This window comes from Winogradskyella sp. A2 (genome assembly GCF_046762865.1).
GTDB lineage: Bacteria > Bacteroidota > Bacteroidia > Flavobacteriales > Flavobacteriaceae > Winogradskyella.
In genome coordinates, this window is sequence record NZ_JBKQXM010000002.1 from 482,711 (window position 1) to 505,649 (window position 22,939).

The window sequence follows — 22,939 nt, forward strand, 5'->3', positions numbered from 1 at the left end:
GTGAATTGATTACGGATTTAAAAATCAATTTGTCTATCTTGCAAACTCTAAATTGTAACTATGAATTGGGACCAATTACTCTCTTTAAAACGCTTTGGCGATACCAATAAAAGACTTAGAAAGGAACAGAATGAAGCTCGTTTAGGGTTTGAGGTAGATTATGATAGAATAATCTTTTCATCTGAGTTTAGGAGCTTACAGGATAAAACCCAAGTTGTACCCTTGTCAAAAACAGATTTTGTACATACGAGGTTAACGCATAGTCTGGAGGTTAGTGTTGTTGGTAGATCATTAGGTCGTAAGGTTGGTGAACTATTGCTTAATAAACATCCGCATTTAGAAACTATCCATGGTTATAAAATGAACGATTTTGGCGCCATTGTTGCTGCAGCGGCTTTAGCACACGATATTGGTAACCCACCATTTGGGCATTCGGGTGAAAAAGCTATAGGAGCGTATTTTAAAAAAGGTGAAGGAGTTCAATTTAAGTCGTATTTAAGTGCTAAAGAATACCAGGATCTATGTGATTTTGAAGGTAATGCTAATGGCTTTAAAATATTAACAGAAAGTCGCACAGGAAGAGAAGGAGGTTTAAGATTAAGCTATGCCACTTTAGGCGCTTTTATGAAATATCCCAAAGAGTCACTTCCAAAGAAACCTACGGCTCATATAGCCGATAAAAAATATGGATTCTTCCAAAGTGAAAAAGACATGTTTAGTGATGTTGCAAATGAACTTGGTCTTATAAGCAGAAGTAAAGAACATATAAGTTTTAATAGACACCCATTAGCTTATTTGGTTGAGGCAGCTGACGACATATGCTATACAATAATTGATTTTGAAGATGGTATTAATCTTGGATTAATTGAGGAAGAGTACGCTTTAGAGTATCTTATTAACCTTGTGAGAGAAACTATTAATACAAAGAAATATAATCAGCTAAAAACTAAAGAAGATAGGATAAGTTATCTAAGGGCTTTGGCAATTGGTAACTTAATTGAAGAGGCTGTGGCTGTATTTATGAAGAATGAAGAACTTATTTTATCAGGAAATTTTGATTCGGCCTTGTTAGATGTATGCAAGTATAAAGCTCAAATAGAGGATATAATTTCTATAAGTATTGAGAATGTTTACCAATCAAAGGATGTTATAGACAAAGAGATTGCAGGATATGAAATTTTAAATCAGTTGTTAAAGGCTTATTGCAAAATGTCATTTCATTATTATAACAATACGCTTTCTAATTATGATGAATTATTATTAAACACCTTGCCAGAGACTGTTAAATTGAATAGTACATCGGTTTATGAAAACTTGATTTCTATCTGTCTCTATATTTCAAAACTATCTGATACAAATGCCATGCTATTGTATAAGAAATTGAAAGGGAATATTTCATAATGTGTATTTCATCGATTAAATTTGTTTTTTATCGCCAATTAGTTTTACTTTAGACTATTATTAGCTCCAAATAACCTACTTATGAGACATAATATACTTGGTGGCCTCGTCATCTTCATGGTCGTCGTGACATGCCTTATTATGATTGACGATATCTCAAAACCGAAGAAAGAAGAAATTAAGCAAACTAAGACTGAGATAGAGAAAGTTGAACAGCAAAATAATTTAGCTGTTATTGATAACTAATAGCAAGGTTTCAATTCTTTGTTTTATACTAGGCACATCTATACTTTGTGTTTGCTGTAATTGTGCAATACTGCCATGCTCAACAAATTCATCTTCAATACCCATTAATTTTATAGGTTGCTTATAATTATTCTTATTGGCAAAACTCAATATTGAGCTACCAAATCCACCCACTACTGTGCCATCTTCAATAGTTATTACTGCCTTATATGATTTGAAAATTTTATGTAGCAGTTCCTCATCAATAGGTTTAACGAATTGCATATCGTAATGTCCTAACTCCTCCGGATTTTTAAGTAAAGTAATAGCTTCTTTTACATTATTGGCCATAGTGCCAATAGAGAGAATAGCTATAGCCTTTCCTTCTTTAATACAAATTCCTTTGCCTATTTCTATTGCTTCAAATGGTTTCTTCCAATCTGCAGTATGTGCTCTTCCTCTAGGATAACGAATCGCAATTGGAAAATCGATTCCTAATTGTACTGTATACATAATATTGCGTAAGGCAACTGGATCTTTCGGAGCAAAAATGACCAAATTCGGGATACAGTTTAGATAAGCTAAATCGAAAACTCCATGATGTGTTGCTCCATCTTCCCCTACTAAACCAGCCCTGTCTAAACAAAAAATTACCGGTAAGTTTTGAATAGCGACATCATGTATTATCTGATCATACGCTCGTTGTAAAAATGTTGAATAAATATTACAAAAGGGGATTAATCCCTGAGTTGCCATCCCAGCAGCTAATGTAACGGCATGCTGTTCTGCTATACCAACATCAAAAGCTCTTTCGGGTATTTTATCCATCATATATTTCAATGAACTTCCCGTAGGCATAGCAGGCGTAATGCCAATTATTTTTTCATTCTCCAAAGCAAGCTCTAGGATTGTTTTACCAAAAACATCTTGATATTTAGGAGGCTCATTGTCCTGAAGATTCTTAACAAGTTCTCCTGTTTTGGCATTAAACTTTCCAGGTGCATGATATTTAACTTGGTCTTGTTCCGCTTGTTTTAACCCCTTGCCTTTAGTAGTAATTACATGTAATAATTTAGGCCCATCAACAGATTTGAGTCGCTCTAATTCTGCAACCAACAATGGTAAATTATGACCATCAATAGGTCCCGAATAGTCAAAATTTAAAGCTTCAAATATATTGTCTTGCTTTTGCGTACCTTTTTTTACATTAGTTAAATATTGTTTTAAAGCTCCTACACTAGGATCAATCCCAATGGCATTATCATTTAGTATTACCAGTAAATTAGCATTGGTAACGCCAGCATGGTTTAAACCTTCGAAGGCCATACCACTTGCAATTGATGCATCACCAATGACAGCAATATGGTGTCTGATTTCATTTTTTAATTTGGAGGCAATTGCCATACCTAAAGCTGCCGAAATAGATGTAGAAGAATGCCCAACACCAAACGTGTCAAATTCACTTTCTAGTCGATTCGGAAAACCACTCAAACCATCTAATTGTCTATTGGTATGAAATACATCTTTTCTGCCAGTTAAAATTTTGTGACCATAAGCTTGGTGACCCACATCCCAAATCAATAAATCCTTAGGAGTATTATATACATAGTGAAGTGCAATTGTGAGTTCAATTACACCTAAACTAGCACCTAAATGGCCTTCTTTAGTTGCAACAACATCAATAATAAATTGCCTTAATTCTCTACTTAAGATAGATAAATCATTTATTGTCAAATTGCGTAAATCTGAAGGAGAATTAATATGATTTAGTAGTCCATTGGCCATTGAGCAAAAATACGAGAAATAGTTTGTCAATGGAAAAGAGGATATAAAAGGTAGAAAACTTAAAGAAACCTAATATTTCTGATTGTTTTTTATATAATTACAAGTAGCGATATACTTAGTTTTAGAATTTCTCAATAATTCCCTATTTTCGTAAAAAAAATTGCGGAGACTAATTTTTAATTAGTCCAGTATCAAACCTAATTATTAATTAAGATGAAAAAAAACTACATTGTTTTTGCATGGCTTGTTGCGCTTTTGTTTACAAATCAATTTGCTACTGCCCAGAATTCTTTAGAGGAATCTCAATTCGGAACTATAATATTAGATTATTTAAAAGATAATCAAGAGCGATATAATCTTCAAAATGGGGATTTAGAGAATATTGTAATAAGAGATTCGTATGAAGATGATGCTGGCATAAATTATACCTACTTAAATCAAACCCATCAGGGAATAGATATTTTTAATGCTATTTCAACAGTTGTCATTAAAGATAATAACGTGTTTTACTACGCCAATAGATTTACTAATGATGTGGCAAATAAAGTTAATACAACGACAGTATCAATTTCTCCTGAAGTTGCAATTAATGCAATGGCCAATCATTTTCAATTATCAAATCCGGTTGATTTAGTACAATTGGAGAAAACAGGTAATTCATACATTTTCTCAAAAGCAGGTATATCGCAAAGAGATATTACTGCAGAACTAGTTTATTCTCAGCAAGAAAATGAATTAAAATTGGCTTGGGATATTGTGGTTTATGCTAATGATAATTCTCATTGGTATAGTATAAGAATTGATGCCACAAACAACGAGATTTTGGAGGTCCATGATTTTCTTTTGACATGTACTTTTGAAAAAGAACATGCGCACAATACACCAAGTGAAGAAATCAACTTTTATAATGAAATGATTTCTCCTTCAACAATTTTGGTAGATGGATCAAGTTATAATGTGTTTGCTTTACCCGCAGAAAGTCCAAATCATGGGGCAAGGCAATTAGTTGTGAATCCTGCTAGTCCAGTTGCTTCTCCATTTGGTTGGCATGATGAAGATGGGTTAGTTGGTGCAGAGCATACAACGACACGAGGGAATAATGTTTTTGCGCAAGAAGATAGAGACGGTCAAGTGTTTACAAATGGATTTATGCCAGATGGAACCAGTAGTTTAACGTTTGATTTTCCGTTGGATATGAACCAACCTGCTGAGGGTTATGAAGCAGCATCTGTTACAAATTTATTTTATTTAAACAATATGATGCATGATATATGGTATCACCACGGTTTTGATGAACGTGCTGGGAATTTTCAATCAAACAACTATGGCAATCCTGGTCTTCAAAGAGATGAGGTTGTTGCAGATGCGCAAGATGGAAGTGGTATTAATAATGCAACATTCGGTACACCACCAGACGGACAAAATCCTACCATGACTATGTTTATGTGGTCACCTGTAGGACCTTTAGATGATCCACTTGAAGTGCAAAATGGAATAGCAGCGGGGAACTATTCTGGTGTTGAAGCTGGTTTTGGTGGACCTTTGTCAACTACTCCCATAACAACTCAATTGGCATTAGCAATTGATTTGTCACCTGACGTATTAGATGCTTGTAACGCAATAACTAATGCATCATTTTTAAATGGAAAAATAGCTGTAATCAGAAGAGGAGAATGCGAATTTGGTGTTAAAGTGTTAGCAGCTCAAAATGCAGGAGCCGTAGCTGTTATTATGGTAAATAATGTAGCTGGTGATCCTATTGTAATGGGACCAGGAGCACAAGGAGCATCTGTTACAATTCCATCTATTATGGTTACACAAGCAGATGGAGAAGCGATTATATCCTCATTAGAAAATAATAACCAAACCATCAATGCTACTTTAGTTAATAACGGACCATTTCAAATCGATGGTGATTTTGATAATGGTATCATAGCACATGAATATGGTCATGGTATTTCGAATAGAACCACAGGAGGGCCATCAACTGCAAGTTGTTTGTTTAATGCAGAGCAAATGGGTGAAGGTTGGTCTGATTGGTTTGGGCTAATGGTTTCAATGTATGATACAGATACTGCTGCGGACGCAAGAGGTATTGGAACATTTGCAACAAGTCAGCCAATAACGGGTCCAGGGATACGTCCAAGACGGTACAGTCCAGATTTTACTATTAATGAACTCACTTACGCTGCAACAAATAATACAAGTATAAGTCAGCCACATGGTATTGGTTCTGTTTGGGCAACAGTTTTATGGGATCTTACATGGGCATATATTGATAAATATGGATTTGACTCAGACCTATTCAATGGCGAAGGTGGCAACAATAAAGTTATGGATTTGGTTATCCAAGCGCTAAAAATGCAACCGTGTAGTCCAGGATTTGTTGATGGAAGAGATGCTCTTTTAGCAGCAGATACATTATTAACTGGCGGAATAGATCAGTGTACGATATGGGAAATATTTTCTGCACGTGGTTTAGGGTTTAATGCAACTCAAGGAGACTCGGATATAAGACTAGACCAAGTTGAAGATTTTACCATGCCACCTAGTGATGATCCTTCTTTAGACAATTGTTCTGACTTATTAAGTGTTGATGAATTTTCTATCAACGGACTTAGTGTTTATCCTAATCCAACACAAACGGAGTTAACAATAAATACAACTACTGGTTTAGGTAATGTATCTATTACTTTAATTGATATTAATGGTAGGGTAGTACTCAATTTAAAGCAAGATCTTTTTAGTGCAATTACTATAGATACATCTAATCTAAAAACTGGTATCTATATACTTAATATTAAAGGCGATACAATTAATTACAATGAAAAGATAATTAAGAACTAATTATCTTTAGCATATGATTAATCCTTATGATGATACTTACTTTATGAAAAAAGCCCTTCAGGAAGCTGAAGAGGCTTTTGATAAAGGTGAAGTACCAGTAGGAGCGGTTATTGTTGTTGAAAATCGAATAATCGCAAGATCACATAACCTTACGGAATTGTTAAATGATGTAACGGCTCATGCAGAAATGCAGGCTATTACCTCTGCATCTAATTTTTTAGGCGGTAAATATCTTGTGGGTTGTACACTTTATGTAACTCTAGAACCATGCCAGATGTGTGCTGGTGCATTATATTGGAGTCAACTTTCGAAAATTGTTTATGCTGCTACTGATGAAAAAAGAGGCTTTAGAGCTTTAGGTACAAAACTACATCCTAAGACAGAGGTGGTTGGTGGTATTCTTGAAGAAGAAGCATCCAACTTGATGAAGCGGTTTTTTATAGAGAAAAGAAATTTGAACTAAAAAAAACGCCCAACCAAAGGTTGAGCGTTGAAACCATAATAAAGTATATCTTAAAGAATGCTTACGTTTGCAGCAACCATTCCTTTTCTTCCTTCTTCTTCTGTGTACTCTACATTATCGCCTTCACGAAGTTCTAAACCATTAAGGTTTGATACGTGTACGAAGATGTCTTTTCCTGTTTCTTCGTTTGTAATGAATCCAAATCCTTTTGAATCATTGAAAAATTTAACTGTTCCAGTCATTATAAAATAAATAAAAATTAAAACGCAAAGGTAATATATAAACTAATGCCCATTGAACATAAAACGTTTTATTTTGATTAATTGAATATAATTAGACAACAAAAAAATATGTAACTAAATGATATTTAGTTTGTTAACACAAGTCAAATCAAAAGAAATAATATTTTAATATTTATTATTTTTTTGATTTTCTCTCATTTTGTCCAGATTTTCCTTTGTAAGCATATAATCTTTCATGCTTTTCCCTTTCCATCGATAATAAGAGAAAAGCGGAAATACCACAAAGAATATACCTACAACACCGAAGCCAATTAATTTTTGCGAGTATTCTAATTCTAGTAAGAAACCACATACGATACTAACTAAGGATGCAATGAGGGTAAAAAAAGTAAAAATTTTCAGCAACTTCATGATGTGAAATTAATCAATTCGCGACGATAAGCTGTTAATAGCTTCGATTTTGAGACAAAACCATAGTACTTGTTTTCTTTAATAACTGGCAGATTCCAAGCACCAGAATTTTGAAACTTTTTCATCACAACTTCCATAGAGTCATTTTCAAAGTGTATAAACTCAGGAGGCTTGTGCATATAGGTTTCAACCGTAGTAGAATTATATAGTGATTGATCAAACATTACGGTTCTTATATTATCTAATAATATTATACCCATGAAATTATTCTCGTCATCTGTTACAGGGAAGAGATTTCTATTAGATTTAGAAACGCCATTTTTCAACATTTCACCTAAAGTCATTTCTGGATGTAATTGAATAAAATCTTTTTCAATTACGGATTCTAACTTCATTAATGTGAGGACACTTTTATCCTTGTCTTGTGTTAGTAGAGCTCCTTTTTCGAGCAGCTCCTTAGTATAAATAGTATGATCAAGACCATTCTTGTTTATTATAAAGGACATGGAAGCTGTAATCATAAGTGGAATGAACAGCTCATAACCACCTGTAATTTCAGCAATAAGAAAAATTGCAGTTAGTGGTGCATGCAAAACACCAGCAATTAATCCGGCCATACCAATGAGTGTAAAATTAGCTTCAGAAACAGAAAAGCCAAGGCCACAATTATTTATCACTTTAGCCACAACATTTCCCAGTGCACTTCCCATTACAAGTGTAGGGATGATAATACCACCGGTTCCGCCCGCAGCAAATGTTGTTGTCATAGCAATGGCCTTGAAAATGGTAATTCCAAAGAGTAATCCAATAACTATCCAAATGTTATCCATGTATTCGTTAAATGGATTACTACCCAAAGCTTTGATATCGTTACCCAGCAATAAATCATTTATAAAACCAAAGCCTTCACCATAGAGCGGTGGAATGAAAAATAGCATTACACCAATAGCCAAACCACCAATGATCAGTTTTTTGCGTGCTGACTTTAGTTTATTAAAAAGTGATGTTATCCCAAAGTACATTTTGGAAAAGTATATGGACGCAACACCAGTCCCAATACCCAATAAAATGTAAAATAGCGTATCATTTATTACAAACTTCTCAGTAACATTAAAGTCAAAAAGCACACTATCACCAAGAAAGAAGTAAGATGTGATAACTGACGAAACAGATGCAATTAAAAGCGGTAATAATGACGCAAATGTTAGGTCTAAACTAAATATTTCTATTGCAAAAATAATGGCCGCAATGGGTGATTTAAATATGGAAGCTATTGCGCCAGCAGACGCACATCCTATTAATAAACTTCGAGTTTTTCTATCAATATGTAGTAGCCGACTGAGATTAGAACTCAAAGCCGATGCTGAAGCAATTGCAGGACCAAGAAGTCCTACAGAACCACCAAAACCAACCGTTAGAGGTGCTGTGATTAAGGGTAAATAAATGTTCCTTTTATTTATAATACCATCTCGTTTAGACAATGAAAATAATATAGATGGGATAGCATGTTCACTCGGTTTTTTTGAAACATACTTTACAAAAAGATATACCAACAATAACCCGATAATCGGTAAAATAAAATAGATGCTATTTTCAGAAAGGATGATTCCCTTTTGAAAAATTGCTTCTATTGCAAAGGTTACATTTTTAATAAAAACAGAAATGATACCTGCAAGTAAACCAATTACTAAACTTAATAAGAAAATGAAGTTTTTTTCAGAAATATGTTTGTATCTCCAAATGTGTATTCTCTTGAATATGGATGATTTTACTGGCATATCCCAATCTAATCAAAAAATCCTGCATATAGCAGGATTAATGAGTTACGATTTTAAATTAAGTTTTAGATTTAATTCATCTAGTTGTTCTTCATCAATTGGTGCGGGAGCATCAATCATTACATCTCTTCCTGAATTATTTTTCGGGAAAGCAATAAAATCGCGTATGGTTTCTTGGCCACCCAATATTGCAACAAGTCTATCAAGCCCAAATGCAATACCACCATGTGGTGGTGCACCATATTCAAAAGCATCCATAAGGAAACCAAATTGAGCTCGAGTTTCTTCTTCTGAAAAACCAAGATGCTTAAGCATTATAGCTTGAGTTGGCTTATCGTGAATTCTAATGGACCCACCTCCAATTTCGTTTCCATTCAACACTAAGTCATATGCATTTGCTTTAACCTCACCAGGCTTTGTATCAAGTAATTCAAGTTGTCCTGGTTTAGGTGAAGTAAAAGGATGATGCATTGCATGGTAGCGTTCTGTCTCTTCGTCCCATTCTAAAAGTGGGAAATCCATAACCCAAAGTGGAGCAAATTCATCTGACTTGCGCAGCCCTAACCTTTCGGCTAATTCCATACGCAAAGCACTTAGCTGTGCTCTAACTTTGTTGGTTTCCCCAGATAGTACACATATTAAATCACCAGCTTTAGCACCAGTCGCTTTAGCCCAATTGGCTAAATCATCTTGATCATAGAATTTGTCTACTGAAGACTTAAAAGTACCATCTTCATTACAGCGACAATAAACCATACCTAGAGCTCCAATTTGAGGTCGCTTAACCCAATCAATAAGTTTGTCAATTTCTTTTCTTGTATAACTATTGCCTCCAGGTACCGCAATACCAACTACTAATTCAGCTGAATTAAATACATTAAAATTTTTGTGTTGAGACACCTCGTTAAGCTCACCAAACTCCATTCCAAACCTAATATCCGGCTTGTCATTACCATATAAACGGATAGCGTCATCATAAAGCATTCTTGGGAATTTCTCAACTTCAACACCATTAATTTCCTTAAGTACGTGGCGTGTTAAACCTTCAAATGTATTTAAGATGTCCTCTTGTTCCACAAATGCCATCTCACAGTCTATTTGTGTAAACTCTGGTTGTCTATCTGCACGTAAATCTTCATCTCTAAAACACTTCACAATTTGAAAGTACTTATCCATACCACCAACCATAAGTAGTTGTTTAAACGTTTGTGGTGATTGTGGTAGAGCATAGAATTGACCTTCATTCATACGAGAAGGCACAACAAAATCCCTCGCACCTTCTGGTGTAGATTTTATGAGGTATGGTGTTTCAACTTCTATGAAGTCTTCGCCCGACAAATAATTTCTTACCGCTTGCGCAACTTTATGTCTAAATATTAAACTCTCCTTAACAGGATTACGACGAATATCTAAATAACGATATTTCATACGTAAATCATCACCGCCATCAGTACTATCTTCAATTGTAAATGGAGGTACTAAAGATGAATTTAAAATATTTAATTCTGAGACTAAAACTTCAATATCACCTGTTGGTATATTTGGATTTTTTGAAGCACGTTCTACAACAGTTCCTTTTACCTGAATAACAAATTCACGACCCAGTTTCTGAGCCATTTTCATTATTTCCTTTGCAGTGCGTTCTTCATCAAAATAAAGCTGGGTAATACCGTATCGATCTCTTAAATCAATATAAATCATAAACCCCTTATCTCTCACACCTTGTACCCAACCTGCTAGAGTAACTTCTGTATTGCTATGTGCAGCTCTTAATTCGCCACATGAATGCGTTCTATACATAATGAAAATTTAATCCTGCAAATTTAATCAACTTAACAAGATAAATAAATAAAAGCCTTAACAATTGTTAAGGCTTTTCGCTATTAATCAATGCACTTATTTACTCCAGTGCGGGAGTTTGTTCTATGTTTGATTCTAATTCTACCGTTGAGGAACCAAATTTACTTTTTAACCACATTTTAAAACTTATGGATAAATAAAATAAAACAGGTACTACTATTAATGTTAAGAATGTGGCTATAAACAACCCATAAATAACTGTCCAAGCTAATGGTCCCCAAAATATCACGTTATCACCACCAAAATAAATATTGGCATCTAAATCACTCATTAGGGTGAAAAAATTAATATTAAGACCAATGGCTAAAGGAATTAAGCCTAAAATGGTTGTAATGGCTGTTAATAATACAGGTCTTAACCTAGCCTTACCAGCCGTAATGATTTGTTTTAGTAATTCATCCTTCGGAAGATATTCTGATATATCTAAATCTAACTCGTTTTTCTTTCTGTCAATTAGCAATTGGGCATAATCTAATAATACAACACCATTATTCACCACAATACCAGCCAACGAAATAATACCCATCATAGTCATTAAAATGACGAAGGATGCGCCTGTAATAACAATACCTCCAAATACACCAATTAGACTCAAGAATATCGCAATCATTATGATGGCCGGTTTTGATACTGAATTAAACTGAAAAATTAATATTAAAAAGATAAGGAAGAGCCCAGCAAAGAAAGCACCCATTAAAAACGCTTGTTCTTTATTCTGTTCCTCTATTTGACCAGTAAAATCAATTTTTATATTAGGTGGTAATTCTTCAAAATTTTTCATTTCATTTTGAATTCTAGTCACTACTGCACCAGCATCTACATAGCCTGGAGCAAGAGAAGAATAAACGGTTACCACTCGTTTAGTGTCCCTATGTTTTATGGCGCTAAAACCAGAATTATTACTTTGTTTAGCAACCGATGACACGGGTATTTCACGCATTTTACCAGTAGGTGTTCTAAAAATAATCTCTTGATTAAAAAGGGCACTTTTGTTGTATCTAAGATCCTCACTAAAACGGACATAGATATCATAGTCATCACCATCTTCTTTATAAATACCAGCTTTGGCGCCAAATAATGAGTTACGTAGTTGTTGACCAACTTGCCCAGTACTAACGCCAAGTTCACCTGCTTTTTCTCGATCTACCGTAACTTGCATGCCAGGCTTATCCTTGTTTACATCTATTTTTAACTCATCAATAGCGTCAATATTTTTTGAATTAATATAAACACGCATACGTTCTGCAATGGCAATTAACTCATCATAATCATCACCTTCTATTTCAATATTAATAGGAGGTCCGATAGGAGGTCCATTAGCATCTTTTTCAACAGAGATTAAAATACCAGGATAAATCCCAGCTAGTGCCTCCTGTACTTTTTGACGTAATTCTTCACTGTCCTTACCTTTACGATATTTGTACTCGCGCATAGAGGCCGTAATTTTACCTTTATGTGGCATTTCAGCCGAAGAACCTCCATCCGTCATTGGGTTACCGGCACCTTCACCAACTTGAGATACAGCACTTTCTACTAAAAAGTTACTACCATCTGCGATGTATTCAGGATTATTTAATATGCCGTAAACCTTATCTTCTATTTCTTGCGTTATTTTATTGGTTTTGTCAATATCAGTTCCTTCAGGATATTCTATATAGACAATAATCTGATTTGGTTTATTGTCTGGGAAAAACTCAATTTTTGTACGTTGACTTGCTACAGATGCTCCAAAGCCACCAAAAGCAATAAAAAATAGCAATAGACTGCCTATTGCAATGGCAACAGGTTTCCAGCTATTGAGAGAACCGGTTAGAGTATTTTCGTAAACGTTTTCTAGACGCGTCAGTACATTAGATTGAAATCTGTTAGCAGCACGTCTTAAGATTAATCTGTATATCCAAAGTAAAATTGCAGTAATAATCATCAATGTACCCAAACCTCTATAAGAACCACCAAATATGGCTATGAGTGCACCAATGCCAACGAGGAAGACTGATATTTTTAGGATTTGTTTTAACGGCATGTCTTTATCTTCTGTGGTCATAAATTGAGATACCAGTACAGAATTGAAAAAAATGGCAACGATTAATGACGAACCGAGTACGACTGAAAGTGTTATTGGAAAATATTTCATAAACTGCCCCATTAAACCTGGCCATAATCCTAAAGGAATAAAGGCAGCAACGGTTGTAGCCGTTGATATAATTATTGGGAATGCAATTTCACTAATACCTTTTTTGGCCGCATCAACTCGTGAAAGACCTTCCTCATCCATTAGTCGATATACATTTTCAACTACTACAATACCATTATCGACCAACATACCAAGTCCCATAATTAGACCAAAAAGTATCATAGTATTCATGGTATAACCAAGTAGGTTTAATATCATTAGCGACATAAACATAGACATAGGTATAGCAAATCCAACAAAAAGAGCATTTTTAAAACCTAAGAAAAACATCAGAACCGTAACAACCAGAATAATACCGAAGATGATATTGTTAACCAAATCATCAACCTGGCCAATCGTTTTAGAAGATTGATCGTTTGTAATTGTAACTCTTAAGTCTGGTGGAAAAAAATCTGCCTTTGCCTTTTTTACAATTTCTTCGATTTTTTCTGCAGCTGCAACCATGTTCTTTCCAGATCGTTTTTTAACATCTAACATAACTACAGCTTCTCCTTTGTTGGTTGCAGGATTGAGTTCTCTTGCGTAAGTTGTTTTATCCTTTGGTCTAAAGGTTACAGTTGCAATATCTTTGAGATATATTGGATTACTATTTTCTGATTTTACAACAAAGTTTTCTAATTCTTTAGGAGTCTCAATTTCACCAATAATTCTTATGGTTCGTCTTTGTCCACTTGTAATGAAATTACCAGCAGACATTGTCATGTTACCATTACTTATTGCTCCTGTGACATCATTAAAACTAACTTTTGAAGCCATCATTTTATAGACATCTACTGCAACTTCAACTTCTTTTTCTTGAGCACCACGAATATCTACCTGTTTAATTTCTGGAAGATCTTCTATTTCATCTTCTAAATATTCCCCAAATTCCTTTAAGCGGTTAACAGGATAGTCACCAGAGATATTAATATTGAGTATTGGCATTTCTTCAGACATGCTCAATTCAAAAACATTTGGTTCTACTTTGGCACCATTAAAGGTTGGCCAATCCTCACCAGAAGTTTCACCATCAATTTCATCTTTTACTTTTTGTTTTGCAGCTTCAACAGAAATATCTTCATCAAACTCAACCACTACCATTGAATAATCTTCTTGAGACGTAGAGGTAATCTCTACAACATTACTCACGTTCTTCAGTTTATCTTCTAGTGGATCTGTGATGAGTTTTTCTATATCTTCGGCTGTGTTGCCTGGAAATAAAGAACTGATATAGATTTTTGTTTCTCTAATCTCAGGGAAACTTTCCCTAGGCATAGAGAAGTATGCTGATGCTCCAAGAAATAGAATTAATATAATAGCCACATACATCGTGGTCTTATTATTTATGGCCCAAGATGATAACTTAAACTCTTTATCAATTACTTTTTTGGTTTTCTTTTTGTTGGTCATTGATGTTAGTTTTTAATCTTGACAGTTTGTTGGTTTTTAACACTTCTAGCACCTTCATCAATTAATTGATTATTTGACTCTAAACCAGATAATACTTCAATAAAATCTCCTTGTGTTTTCCCAGTTGTTATAATAATTTGATTAGCAACTGCTTTATCACCCTCTAGGTCTTTTAAAATGTAAACATACTGCTGGCCAGAGGCATTTTCAGAAATGATACTCTGCGGAATTAGAATGGCATTTTCATTCGTGTAATCATTAATTTTTAACCTTGCTGTTAAATTTGGTTTAATGGTTTTATCCTTATTCGGAACCGCTATTTCTACATTAAATGTCCTATTGGACGGGTTAATAAAATTTCCTGTTTGTCTGATTTTCGATTGAATTGATTTTCCTAGGATTGGAATTTCTACTTCTACTTCTTTTCCTTCAACAATGCTTGTAATATAACTTTCAGGTATATCAGTTTTAATATACATATCCTCTAAATTGACAATTCTTATTAATTGTGTCTGACCAGCAGCTACAACATTGCCTTGTTCCGTAATTACATCATCAACTACACCAGAGAAAGGAGCTCTTACATTAGATTTAGCTAACTGTTGTTTAAGCTGATTTACGGATTCTACGGCACTTTCGTAAGTAGATTTAGCTTGCAGATATTGTATTTCACTTCCAATTTTTTGTTCCCATAATCGACTTTGACGATCAAAAGTAGTTTTGGCCAAATCTGCTTGTATCTGCAACGAAGCTATTTGTTGGCTTAATCCGCCATCATCAATTTTAGCCAATAGTTGACCCTTTACTACCTTATCACCTTCTTTTACATAAACTCTATTTAGTATGCCGGGCATTTCGGGAGTGATTACAACATTTTTCTTTGTTTCCACACTTCCCTGAAGTTCTAAGTAGTGTTTAAATTCTTTGACTTCAACTGTGATTGTAGTAATCAGAGGGATATTTCTATCAGGACTTAGTGCCTTGAGTTCCTCATCTAATTGTTTAATTTTTTGAGTAATAACTTGTTGTTCAGTTACTAGCTCATCTTTTTTTGTTTGGATGGTCTTAATATCTTTCGAAGCTACAATTTCTTCAATACTCTGTTTTTTGTCTCCATTAGAACAAGCCAGAATCAATGAGCTAATTATTATTATTATGCTTAGTATTTTTTTCATGATGAATATTTAGTATTTGCTTGGTGTATTTGTTATAGTTTCAAGTTCCGCTTTAGCATTTATTACATCTAGCATGGTTCGTAGTATTTGTTGTTGTGCATCGTAAAGTTGCGTTTGTGCTTGTCTTAATTCAAAACTAGAGCCAATACCTTCAAAAAACTTAGTTTCGTTTTTTATAGCAATTCGTTCAGCTAATTCTAAGTTTCTTTTTTTATTAGAATAATCTTCTGAAGCAAACTGATAATTACTTTTGGCAGTAGCTATTTGAAGTTTTAGAAGTTGTTCAACCTCAGTAAGGTCATCTTTAGCTTTCTCTAAGTTTATTTTAGCACGTTGGGTGGCAGCACCTCGCATACCAGAACTAAAAATTGGTATATCGAGATTCAATCCTAATAATGAGAAACCAAACCACTGCGTATTATTATCTAGAAATACAAAATCATCAGCAAAGGTGTTATAACCACCATTAATAAACCCACTTAATCTAGGTAAGGCATTACTTTGTTCTAGCTTTACTAATAGTTCTTTAGATCTTTTGTCATTATCAGCGATTTGATAGTCTAGTGTCAATGTAACATCGCTTTCTAATTCTAATGTTTCATCTGCTAAATTTTGAAAAGCTAAGGATTCTAATGTATCCGTAAGTATTAAAGGAGCACTATACTCAATACCCAAAGTAATATTTAACATTTGGAAAGCAATTACTTCTAGTCGCTTTAGATTATCATAATCACTTTGTAGATTAGAAAGAGTAATCTGAAGTTGCTCCACACTTTCTAGCTCCTCGAGTCCGTTTTCGTAAATCTTTGTGGTCTCATCCAAATTCTTTTCAATAACATCAATATTTTTTTCAATAATTTTTACACCCTCTTTTGATACAAGTACATTGCCATATGCATTTATAACGGCTTCTCTTACTTCTAAATCTGTTTTAGCTTTAGCATTTTTAGAAATTTCTAAAAACACTTTGGTAGATTGTAGGCCTACTATGTAGGATCCATCGAAGATGAGCTGATTTAAGGTCGCAGTGGCAGTAGCATTTTGTTTTGTGCCAAAAATCACTTCTGCAAATTCTCCTGGATTTCCTCCAAAGAATTCTGCAGGTATAACAGAAACTTGCTGTTTCAAAAAGTTCTGATAATTTATACTAGCATCAAGTTGAGGTAATCCTGTTGCTATGGTTTCCCATTTTTGTTTTTCGGCTACCTCAATATCTCTAGAAGCATTTTTTGCCGTTCTGTTGTTTTCTAATGCATAATCTATAGCTTCTTGAAGGCTAAGACTTTCAGGATACTCTTGGCTATAACCAAAACTAAAGTATACTAGAAATATTAGTATTGATAAATGTTTCATTCTATTATGATGATTGATTTTTGATAATAAACTTATTTAAAATTGTAAATCCCTTTTGGGTCACAATGGCTCTCAGATGGTATTCTAAGAAGTTCCCTATAAGGTATTCCATCGTAAACTTGTCACGTGGAAAAATGTTTTCATCTTTAATACCTGTCATTCCGTTGAAATAAAGCCTTGCGATGAAATCTACATCTATATTTGACCTAAACAATTCTGTTTCTATGCCTTTTGTAAGACTTTCTGAAACGGATTGGTGCATCTTTTCAAATTGCTTTGTTTTTAATACATCGTGTATGTTTGGGTAATATTTTTTTAATTGAAAAATAGGCGATGCTTGCTCATTTTTTAAATGTTGCATAACAAACATTTTTATGTCGTAAAGCTCCTCTATCGGGTTATTTGCATCTAAACAAATACAGTCAATTCCATCACAAATGTTTTCAAACAATGTAAATGTAACTGCCTCTACTAGTTTTGTTTTGTTATTAAAATGAACGTAAATTGTTTTTTTGGATATTCCCATAGCATTAGCTATATCGTCCATTGTTACACTTTTAAATCCAAGTGTTAGGAATAACTCCGAAGCCTTATGTATTATCTTTTCTCTCATAACTCAATCGGCAAATTTAACACAGGAAACTTTAAAAACAAAAAAAGTTTCCAAAGTTTTAATAATAATTTAACATCGTTAACATTAGCCTAAACCATGTTGAAAGTTTTATTTTTGTACTATGCAAAAAATCGAAACCTACCAGAAAATATTCATTGATTATTTAGAGAAATATGCCGTGGATAGAGAGCCTATGAATCTTTATGAACCGGTAAATTACATTTTAAGACTTGGCGGTAAACGATTAAGACCAGTGTTAACTTTAATGACCACCGAAGTATTTGGAGCTGAAGCGCAGTTGGCACTAAATGCTGCCTTGTCCGTTGAGGTGTTCCATAATTTTTCATTAATACATGATGATATTATGGATGACGCTCCTTTAAGACGTGGGAAACAAACGGTACATGAAAAATGGGATTTAAATACTGGTATTCTTTCTGGAGACGCCATGTTAATTTTGGCTTATCAATTATTCGAAAATTACGAATCTGATAAGTTTCAGTCACTTGCAAAACTCTTTAGTAAAACAGCACTAGAGGTTTGTGAAGGGCAACAATTTGATATTGATTTTGAAACTAGAAATGATGTCACAATCTCTGAGTATCTAAAAATGATTGAGTTTAAGACCGCAGTTTTGGTAGGTGCGGCTATGAAAATGGGAGCCATTGTTGCAGGAGCTTCGCAATCTGATCAACAGGCTATTTATGATTTTGGACGCTTTTTGGGTATTGCATTTCAGTTACAGGATGATTATCTCGATGCTTTTGGTAATCCTGAAACATTTGGTAAGCAAGTTGGTGGAGATATTCTTGAGAACAAAAAAACGTATTTATATCTAAAAACCTTAGAATTAGGATCAACGTCGCAACAAGAATTATTATTAAAAACTATTAACGATAGTGACTTAAACGATGAAGAAAAAGTAAGTACTGTAAAGGATTTGTTCAAAGAATCTGGTGCTTCTAATGCTACACAAAACGCTGTAAAGGATTTTACTGATAAAGCATTTAAAGTACTTAATACAATCAATATTTCTGAAGACAAAAAACAAGTTTTAAGACTGTTTGGTGAGCAATTAATGAATAGACATGTCTAATGACTTTACCAACTACTTTTAACGATTTAATTACTGAAGCAACCTCGTTAAAGCTTTATCAAAAATTAATTATACAGCTCAACAAGGATTTACTATTGGCCAACATCGATTTAGAGTTTGATGAAGAAACCCTACCTATAAGCTTGAAATTGGTTTTACAAGAAACAGTTTTTCATCTTATTCAAAATAAGTTTTCCGATTACCTAAATTTGCTATATCAAGTTGATGTATCCGAATTGAAAATAAGACAATTGGATGGTGATGATATCGAAAAATTATCCGAGGATGTAACTTTCTTAATTCTTCAAAGAGAATGGCAGAAAGTATGGTATAGGTCAAAAAGTTAAAGCGTTCTAAAATATTCTAGAAGTGCTCTTGCTTCATCCTTAGTCACATTTTGGCTGACCATAGGAGAACCATTGTATTCTTTAAGAAGGTCTTTTGCCAATGGATCCTCTTTAACCATTTTCTCAGGGTTTAAAATCATATTCATTACCCATTCTGGTGTTCTTCGTTTAAGAATATCCTTTGGAGGTGGGCCTATAAATTTTTCATCAGCCAAATGGCAAGCTATACATAATTTACCATATATTTCTTCACCAGTTTTTGCTAATTCATTATCCACTACTAATGGCAAATCTACCGATGTTATAGGTCCAACACCTTTATTTTTCAGATCTACACGTTCTGATGCAGGCACATTATCTGCAGTTGATTTTCCATAACTAACGCCTTCTGTTTTCTTGCTATCTCCACAGCTAAATTGAGTAATAAAAACTGAAAGGCATAAAAGTTTTAATAGTGATTTCATATAGGATTTAATTTGAATTTGTGTACAAGTTAAAATTAAATATTTATTTGTGAAATCAGATTTCGATTTTTAAGGGTCTTGGGTAGATATATTGCTATGTATATTTTAAGATATTTTGTTTTTAATCAGTTGACAGTTGTCGGTTGAAATTAAGTTTTAAAGTATTGAAAATAAGTACTAACTAAGCCTTTTATATATGTCACTTTGTCTTTTAACCTATTGGTTTCAGTTACATCTTTTATGTATGTTATTTCTTCTAAAATAGGTACTAATACTATATGTAACTGATCGTGAGCTATGCCTGTCATATCACAGTTTTTAATGATGTAACTGGTTTCTTTTGAAAGGGCTTCACCTAAGACTTTACCATCTAAATATGTAGTGTTTTTTAGAATAGAATCAATCCGTTTCATACCGATATGCGTTTCGGTATTGGCAATCCATTTTTCGCCATTATTAAACACTAAACCTTCAGGTACAATGATAGATTTGTTTATAGAGTTTTTATCATTTTTACATCCGAAGACGATAGTGGCAACAAGAAAAAATACGATATAAATTGTTTTTACTTTCATTATTAAAAATCCTTTTTCTTTGACTTATATATTATTCTTACAACTGGTAAGCCTACCCAAATAGTCAAGGCTAAAAATGAAACAATTAAACCAAAACTAGTACCAAAAAATTGTTTAAACACAGCCCCTGTATAACCAAGCAGAGCAGAGATATCTAGTTTAAGTAAAATGAGTGTTCTGGACAAGTCAATAGGGTTTAACATGGTGCCTATTAATGACACTTTGTCTAAAGGGTAATCTTCAAATAATATAAGTGACATTAAAAACAATCCGTCATAAATAATGGCTAAGAATAACCACATAAGTATGGCGTAACCAAAGCCTTTTATTTTGTTTTCGTTAGATAGTGCAATGTTAAATGCCAATGCACTAAAAATGAAAGTTAAAAACACACCTACAACTAGCAACAAAGAGAAGTCCCAAATAGCATTTGATTTAAATAATCCATAAGCGATAAAAGGTAAACCTAGACCCAGGATTAAACTCATGGATAATGAAATAGCAACACCCAAATACTGACCTAAAAAAATGGAGGAGCGCTTAAGTGGTTGCGCTAATAAAAGTTCTGTGAACTCTTTGGAGTTATAATAGTACATCACACCAAATATTGTTCCTATTAAAGGCACCAATACAATGATGACATTCATCAGGGTTATGACTGCTTTTGATAAATCATTATTTAGAAAAAGCAATACAATTCCTAAGAGAAGGTAGAATGCAAAATACACATAACTCCAACTGCTACGCATTAAATCAAAAAAGCTATATTTTAATATTTTAAGCATGGTTTTCGGTTAAAATGTTTGCAATGGCATGTTCAAAATCTTTTTGATTTGTTTTAGTTTTTAATTCTGCAATACTGCCTTTGAAATATATTTTGCCTTCTAGAATAAATACAATTTTATCTGCCACTTCCTCAACAAAGCTCATAATGTGAGATGTAATTAAGATGGTTTTCCCACTGGCTTTTTCTATTTCAATAAGTTCTTTAAGCCTAATTAATGAAATTGGATCTAACCCTGTGGTAGGTTCGTCAAGAATAATAATAGGACTGTTAAACATAAAGGTTAAAACAATATTTACTTTCTGTTTAGTACCACCTGAGAGCGTACCTAGTTTTTTGTTTAGAAAGGGTTCTAATTTAAATTTTTCGATTAAGTTTTTATCTTCTACTGTAGCACCTCTCAAATCTTTAATCATTTTAATTAATTCGCTAACTTTTAAATTACTTGGGAAATTAGCAATCTGAGGTAAGTAATCTATTTTATAGCGATAATCAGAGTTTTTATTTACATCAGTATCAAATACTTTGATGCTTCCGCTCGTCGGAATTACCATACCTAGAATCGATTTGATAATGGTTGTTTTTCCTGATCCGTTTGGACCTAGAACAGCAAAAATGCCACCCTCACTAATTTTGAGATTTATCCCATTAAGGACATTGTTCTTGCCAAAAGATTTATATAATTCAGTAATTTCTACCATGAAACTTGCGCCATTAATGGATTGTTGTCAATAAGATTTTCTGGAGTAAAAACAGGAGACACTTTTTCAGAGAAATCTATGATATCAATAAATAAACTCCTCAGTAAAACTATACTTTCGGGTGTTCTATTTACTAAATAAGAAAATAGCTTAACAGGTCTATATGGTATATCACCAATACCATCTTTATTGAGATCATAGCCTGTGTAATTACTCCAATAATTATTTTCAAATTTATTGTCATTTAGCTTACCTGAATATGATAAATCGAAAGAATTGTAAAGAAAGTTGTTCCTAGTATAATTGTTTTCATAGCAGGCACCATGAACTTTAATGGCATAACCGTTATTTGTAAATGTGTTCTCGGTGTAAGTTATTCGGTTTGTACCATCCGCGTTTATTCCTATAGTGTTATCTTCAAAAATATTGTGTTTTAGTTCTGCATCATTGATTTCTTTAAGTAGAATTCCATAAGAGGCAGTTCCCCAATTTTTTTTAAATATGTTACTGAACATTTTTATTTTTTTTGAGAACATAACGGCAACTCCAGCGCCATTTGCTTCAAAAATATTGTTTTCATAAGTGTTATTGTTAGAAAACATAAAATGTAATCCATAGCGCATATTTTCAGTAGAGTAATTGTCTGAGATATATGAACTATTGCCAAATTCTAGATAAATTCCATCGCGCATTCGCCGTACGTCATTATTTGTGATTTTTACATTTTCACAGTGCCAAAGATGAATAGCGTTTCCTGAATCTGCTTCAGCCTTTCCTTCACCTGAAATTGTATTATTATGAATTTTACCATCTTTTGATTTTTGAATTAAGAATCCGAAAAAGGCATTTTCTACAGTAACATTTTCAATAACAAAGTCATAAGATTTAAAAAGCAAAATTGCAGCATATTCTTTAGTGTAACTGACCTCAATATTTTTGATGACTAAGTTTTTAATCGTAATATCAGTTGCTTCAACAGAAAACCCATAACCATTATTTTGTGTATCAATTATAGTACCTTCTTCGCCTACGATGTGAAGTGATTTTTTATATATAATAATATTAGATTCATTATAGAGGCCTGCTTTAATGAAAATATCATCACCATTATTGGCGCTGTCAACAGCCTTTTGAATAGAAGTAAAATCACAACCCACAGCACAAACTGTTCTTGTTTTTGCAGCTGCTAAGTAGCTTGTGAATATTAATAAAACAATACTAAAACGTATTTTCATG

At 33.5% G+C, this 22,939-nt stretch carries 20 protein-coding genes; 6 read left to right on the plus strand and 14 right to left on the minus strand.

All coding sequences use genetic code 11. From position 1 onward, the window contains the following. The first annotated feature begins 60 nt into the window (after positions 1-60). The gene (locus tag ACFWV9_RS05300; RefSeq protein WP_411894195.1) at positions 61-1,401 is read left to right on the plus strand and encodes a deoxyguanosinetriphosphate triphosphohydrolase; all 1,341 of its coding nucleotides are present in this window, start codon (positions 61-63) and stop codon (positions 1,399-1,401) included. Between the two features lie 81 nt (positions 1,402-1,482). Then, positions 1,483-1,647: a hypothetical protein gene (locus tag ACFWV9_RS05305; protein ID WP_411894196.1), complete on the plus strand. Its 165-nt coding sequence runs from the start codon at positions 1,483-1,485 to the stop codon at positions 1,645-1,647. Here ACFWV9_RS05305 and ACFWV9_RS05310 read toward each other — a convergent pair. After that, on the minus strand, positions 1,627-3,411 hold the full coding sequence (locus ACFWV9_RS05310; protein ID WP_411894197.1) for a 1-deoxy-D-xylulose-5-phosphate synthase: 1,785 nt from the start codon (positions 3,409-3,411) through the stop codon (positions 1,627-1,629). The two genes, ACFWV9_RS05305 and ACFWV9_RS05310, sit on opposite strands and share 21 nt — an antisense overlap. A 213-nt stretch (positions 3,412-3,624) precedes the next feature. Here ACFWV9_RS05310 and ACFWV9_RS05315 point away from each other — a divergent pair, with 213 nt between their 5' ends. Beyond that, the gene (locus tag ACFWV9_RS05315; RefSeq protein ID WP_411894198.1) at positions 3,625-6,258 is read left to right on the plus strand and encodes a T9SS-dependent M36 family metallopeptidase; all 2,634 of its coding nucleotides are present in this window, start codon (positions 3,625-3,627) and stop codon (positions 6,256-6,258) included. A gap of 13 nt (positions 6,259-6,271) precedes the next feature. Continuing rightward, complete coding sequence (locus tag ACFWV9_RS05320; RefSeq protein WP_411894199.1) at positions 6,272-6,721, plus strand: nucleoside deaminase; 450 nt, start codon at positions 6,272-6,274, stop codon at positions 6,719-6,721. Positions 6,722-6,771: 50 nt separating this feature from the next. Here the strand turns inward: ACFWV9_RS05320 and ACFWV9_RS05325 are convergent, their stop codons facing one another. The 8 genes from ACFWV9_RS05325 to ACFWV9_RS05360 form a co-directional block, all read right to left on the minus strand. Further along, entirely contained in the window at positions 6,772-6,963 is a 192-nt protein-coding gene (locus tag ACFWV9_RS05325) for a cold-shock protein (RefSeq protein ID WP_073085124.1), read from the minus strand. Positions 6,964-7,128: 165 nt separating this feature from the next. Further along, positions 7,129-7,374, minus strand: coding sequence for a hypothetical protein (locus ACFWV9_RS05330; RefSeq protein ID WP_411894200.1), 246 nt, complete (start codon positions 7,372-7,374; stop codon positions 7,129-7,131). Next, positions 7,371-9,152, minus strand: coding sequence for a chloride channel protein (locus ACFWV9_RS05335; RefSeq protein ID WP_411894201.1), 1,782 nt, complete (start codon positions 9,150-9,152; stop codon positions 7,371-7,373). The genes ACFWV9_RS05330 and ACFWV9_RS05335 overlap by 4 nt, the downstream gene beginning before the upstream one ends. Before the next feature lie 45 nt (positions 9,153-9,197). After that, complete coding sequence (gene aspS, locus ACFWV9_RS05340) at positions 9,198-10,952, minus strand: aspartate--tRNA ligase (RefSeq protein WP_411894202.1); 1,755 nt, start codon at positions 10,950-10,952, stop codon at positions 9,198-9,200. A gap of 100 nt (positions 10,953-11,052) precedes the next feature. Next, a complete protein-coding gene (locus ACFWV9_RS05345; RefSeq protein ID WP_411894203.1) occupies positions 11,053-14,595 on the minus strand; it encodes an efflux RND transporter permease subunit in 3,543 nt (1,180 codons plus the stop codon). A 5-nt stretch (positions 14,596-14,600) separates the two neighbouring features. Continuing rightward, entirely contained in the window at positions 14,601-15,770 is a 1,170-nt protein-coding gene (locus tag ACFWV9_RS05350; protein WP_411894204.1) for an efflux RND transporter periplasmic adaptor subunit, read from the minus strand. A gap of 9 nt (positions 15,771-15,779) precedes the next feature. Next, positions 15,780-17,123 carry a TolC family protein gene (locus ACFWV9_RS05355; protein WP_411894205.1) on the minus strand — a complete coding sequence of 448 codons (1,344 nt, stop codon included), beginning with the start codon at positions 17,121-17,123 and terminating at the stop codon, positions 15,780-15,782. A 4-nt stretch (positions 17,124-17,127) separates the two neighbouring features. Beyond that, on the minus strand, positions 17,128-17,736 hold the full coding sequence (locus ACFWV9_RS05360) for a TetR/AcrR family transcriptional regulator (RefSeq protein ID WP_411894206.1): 609 nt from the start codon (positions 17,734-17,736) through the stop codon (positions 17,128-17,130). Positions 17,737-17,857: 121 nt separating this feature from the next. On the opposite strand from ACFWV9_RS05360, the gene ACFWV9_RS05365 reads away from it, so the two are divergent. Both ACFWV9_RS05365 and ACFWV9_RS05370 read left to right on the plus strand, forming a co-directional pair. Continuing rightward, positions 17,858-18,832, plus strand: a complete 975-nt coding sequence (locus ACFWV9_RS05365; RefSeq protein WP_411894207.1) for a polyprenyl synthetase family protein — start codon at positions 17,858-17,860, stop codon at positions 18,830-18,832. Beyond that, the gene (locus ACFWV9_RS05370; protein ID WP_411894208.1) at positions 18,832-19,179 is read left to right on the plus strand and encodes a hypothetical protein; all 348 of its coding nucleotides are present in this window, start codon (positions 18,832-18,834) and stop codon (positions 19,177-19,179) included. The genes ACFWV9_RS05365 and ACFWV9_RS05370 overlap by 1 nt, the downstream gene beginning before the upstream one ends. On the opposite strand, the gene ACFWV9_RS05375 is transcribed toward ACFWV9_RS05370, so the two are convergent. From ACFWV9_RS05375 to ACFWV9_RS05395, 5 genes are all read right to left on the minus strand, one after another. Next, complete coding sequence (locus ACFWV9_RS05375; protein ID WP_411894209.1) at positions 19,176-19,643, minus strand: c-type cytochrome; 468 nt, start codon at positions 19,641-19,643, stop codon at positions 19,176-19,178. The two genes, ACFWV9_RS05370 and ACFWV9_RS05375, sit on opposite strands and share 4 nt — an antisense overlap. Positions 19,644-19,792: 149 nt before the next feature. Further along, a complete protein-coding gene (locus ACFWV9_RS05380) occupies positions 19,793-20,218 on the minus strand; it encodes a hypothetical protein (protein ID WP_411894210.1) in 426 nt (141 codons plus the stop codon). 2 nt (positions 20,219-20,220) lie between these two features. After that, complete coding sequence (locus tag ACFWV9_RS05385) at positions 20,221-21,003, minus strand: ABC transporter permease (protein ID WP_411894211.1); 783 nt, start codon at positions 21,001-21,003, stop codon at positions 20,221-20,223. Next, positions 20,996-21,703 carry an ABC transporter ATP-binding protein gene (locus ACFWV9_RS05390; protein ID WP_411894212.1) on the minus strand — a complete coding sequence of 236 codons (708 nt, stop codon included), beginning with the start codon at positions 21,701-21,703 and terminating at the stop codon, positions 20,996-20,998. Before ACFWV9_RS05390 ends, ACFWV9_RS05385 begins: the two co-directional genes overlap by 8 nt. Continuing rightward, complete coding sequence (locus tag ACFWV9_RS05395) at positions 21,697-22,938, minus strand: nitrous oxide reductase family maturation protein NosD (protein ID WP_411894213.1); 1,242 nt, start codon at positions 22,936-22,938, stop codon at positions 21,697-21,699. Before ACFWV9_RS05395 ends, ACFWV9_RS05390 begins: the two co-directional genes overlap by 7 nt. Position 22,939: the final 1 nt, after the last annotated feature.

Bases quoted from the DNA above. Each gene is read 5' to 3' on its own strand.
- ACFWV9_RS05300 (WP_411894195.1), top strand. From the start codon at position 61: ATGAATTGGGACCAATTACTCTCTTTAAAACGCTTTGGCGATACCAAT.
- ACFWV9_RS05305 (WP_411894196.1), top strand. From the start codon at position 1,483: ATGAGACATAATATACTTGGTGGCCTCGTCATCTTCATGGTCGTCGTG.
- ACFWV9_RS05310 (WP_411894197.1), bottom strand. From the start codon at position 3,411: ATGGCCAATGGACTACTAAATCATATTAATTCTCCTTCAGATTTACGC.
- ACFWV9_RS05315 (WP_411894198.1), top strand. From the start codon at position 3,625: ATGAAAAAAAACTACATTGTTTTTGCATGGCTTGTTGCGCTTTTGTTT.
- ACFWV9_RS05320 (WP_411894199.1), top strand. From the start codon at position 6,272: ATGATTAATCCTTATGATGATACTTACTTTATGAAAAAAGCCCTTCAG.
- ACFWV9_RS05325 (WP_073085124.1), bottom strand. From the start codon at position 6,963: ATGACTGGAACAGTTAAATTTTTCAATGATTCAAAAGGATTTGGATTC.
- ACFWV9_RS05330 (WP_411894200.1), bottom strand. From the start codon at position 7,374: ATGAAGTTGCTGAAAATTTTTACTTTTTTTACCCTCATTGCATCCTTA.
- ACFWV9_RS05335 (WP_411894201.1), bottom strand. From the start codon at position 9,152: ATGCCAGTAAAATCATCCATATTCAAGAGAATACACATTTGGAGATAC.
- aspS (WP_411894202.1), bottom strand. From the start codon at position 10,952: ATGTATAGAACGCATTCATGTGGCGAATTAAGAGCTGCACATAGCAAT.
- ACFWV9_RS05345 (WP_411894203.1), bottom strand. From the start codon at position 14,595: ATGACCAACAAAAAGAAAACCAAAAAAGTAATTGATAAAGAGTTTAAG.
- ACFWV9_RS05350 (WP_411894204.1), bottom strand. From the start codon at position 15,770: ATGAAAAAAATACTAAGCATAATAATAATAATTAGCTCATTGATTCTG.
- ACFWV9_RS05355 (WP_411894205.1), bottom strand. From the start codon at position 17,123: ATGAAACATTTATCAATACTAATATTTCTAGTATACTTTAGTTTTGGT.
- ACFWV9_RS05360 (WP_411894206.1), bottom strand. From the start codon at position 17,736: ATGAGAGAAAAGATAATACATAAGGCTTCGGAGTTATTCCTAACACTT.
- ACFWV9_RS05365 (WP_411894207.1), top strand. From the start codon at position 17,858: ATGCAAAAAATCGAAACCTACCAGAAAATATTCATTGATTATTTAGAG.
- ACFWV9_RS05370 (WP_411894208.1), top strand. From the start codon at position 18,832: ATGACTTTACCAACTACTTTTAACGATTTAATTACTGAAGCAACCTCG.
- ACFWV9_RS05375 (WP_411894209.1), bottom strand. From the start codon at position 19,643: ATGAAATCACTATTAAAACTTTTATGCCTTTCAGTTTTTATTACTCAA.
- ACFWV9_RS05380 (WP_411894210.1), bottom strand. From the start codon at position 20,218: ATGAAAGTAAAAACAATTTATATCGTATTTTTTCTTGTTGCCACTATC.
- ACFWV9_RS05385 (WP_411894211.1), bottom strand. From the start codon at position 21,003: ATGCTTAAAATATTAAAATATAGCTTTTTTGATTTAATGCGTAGCAGT.
- ACFWV9_RS05390 (WP_411894212.1), bottom strand. From the start codon at position 21,703: ATGGTAGAAATTACTGAATTATATAAATCTTTTGGCAAGAACAATGTC.
- ACFWV9_RS05395 (WP_411894213.1), bottom strand. From the start codon at position 22,938: ATGAAAATACGTTTTAGTATTGTTTTATTAATATTCACAAGCTACTTA.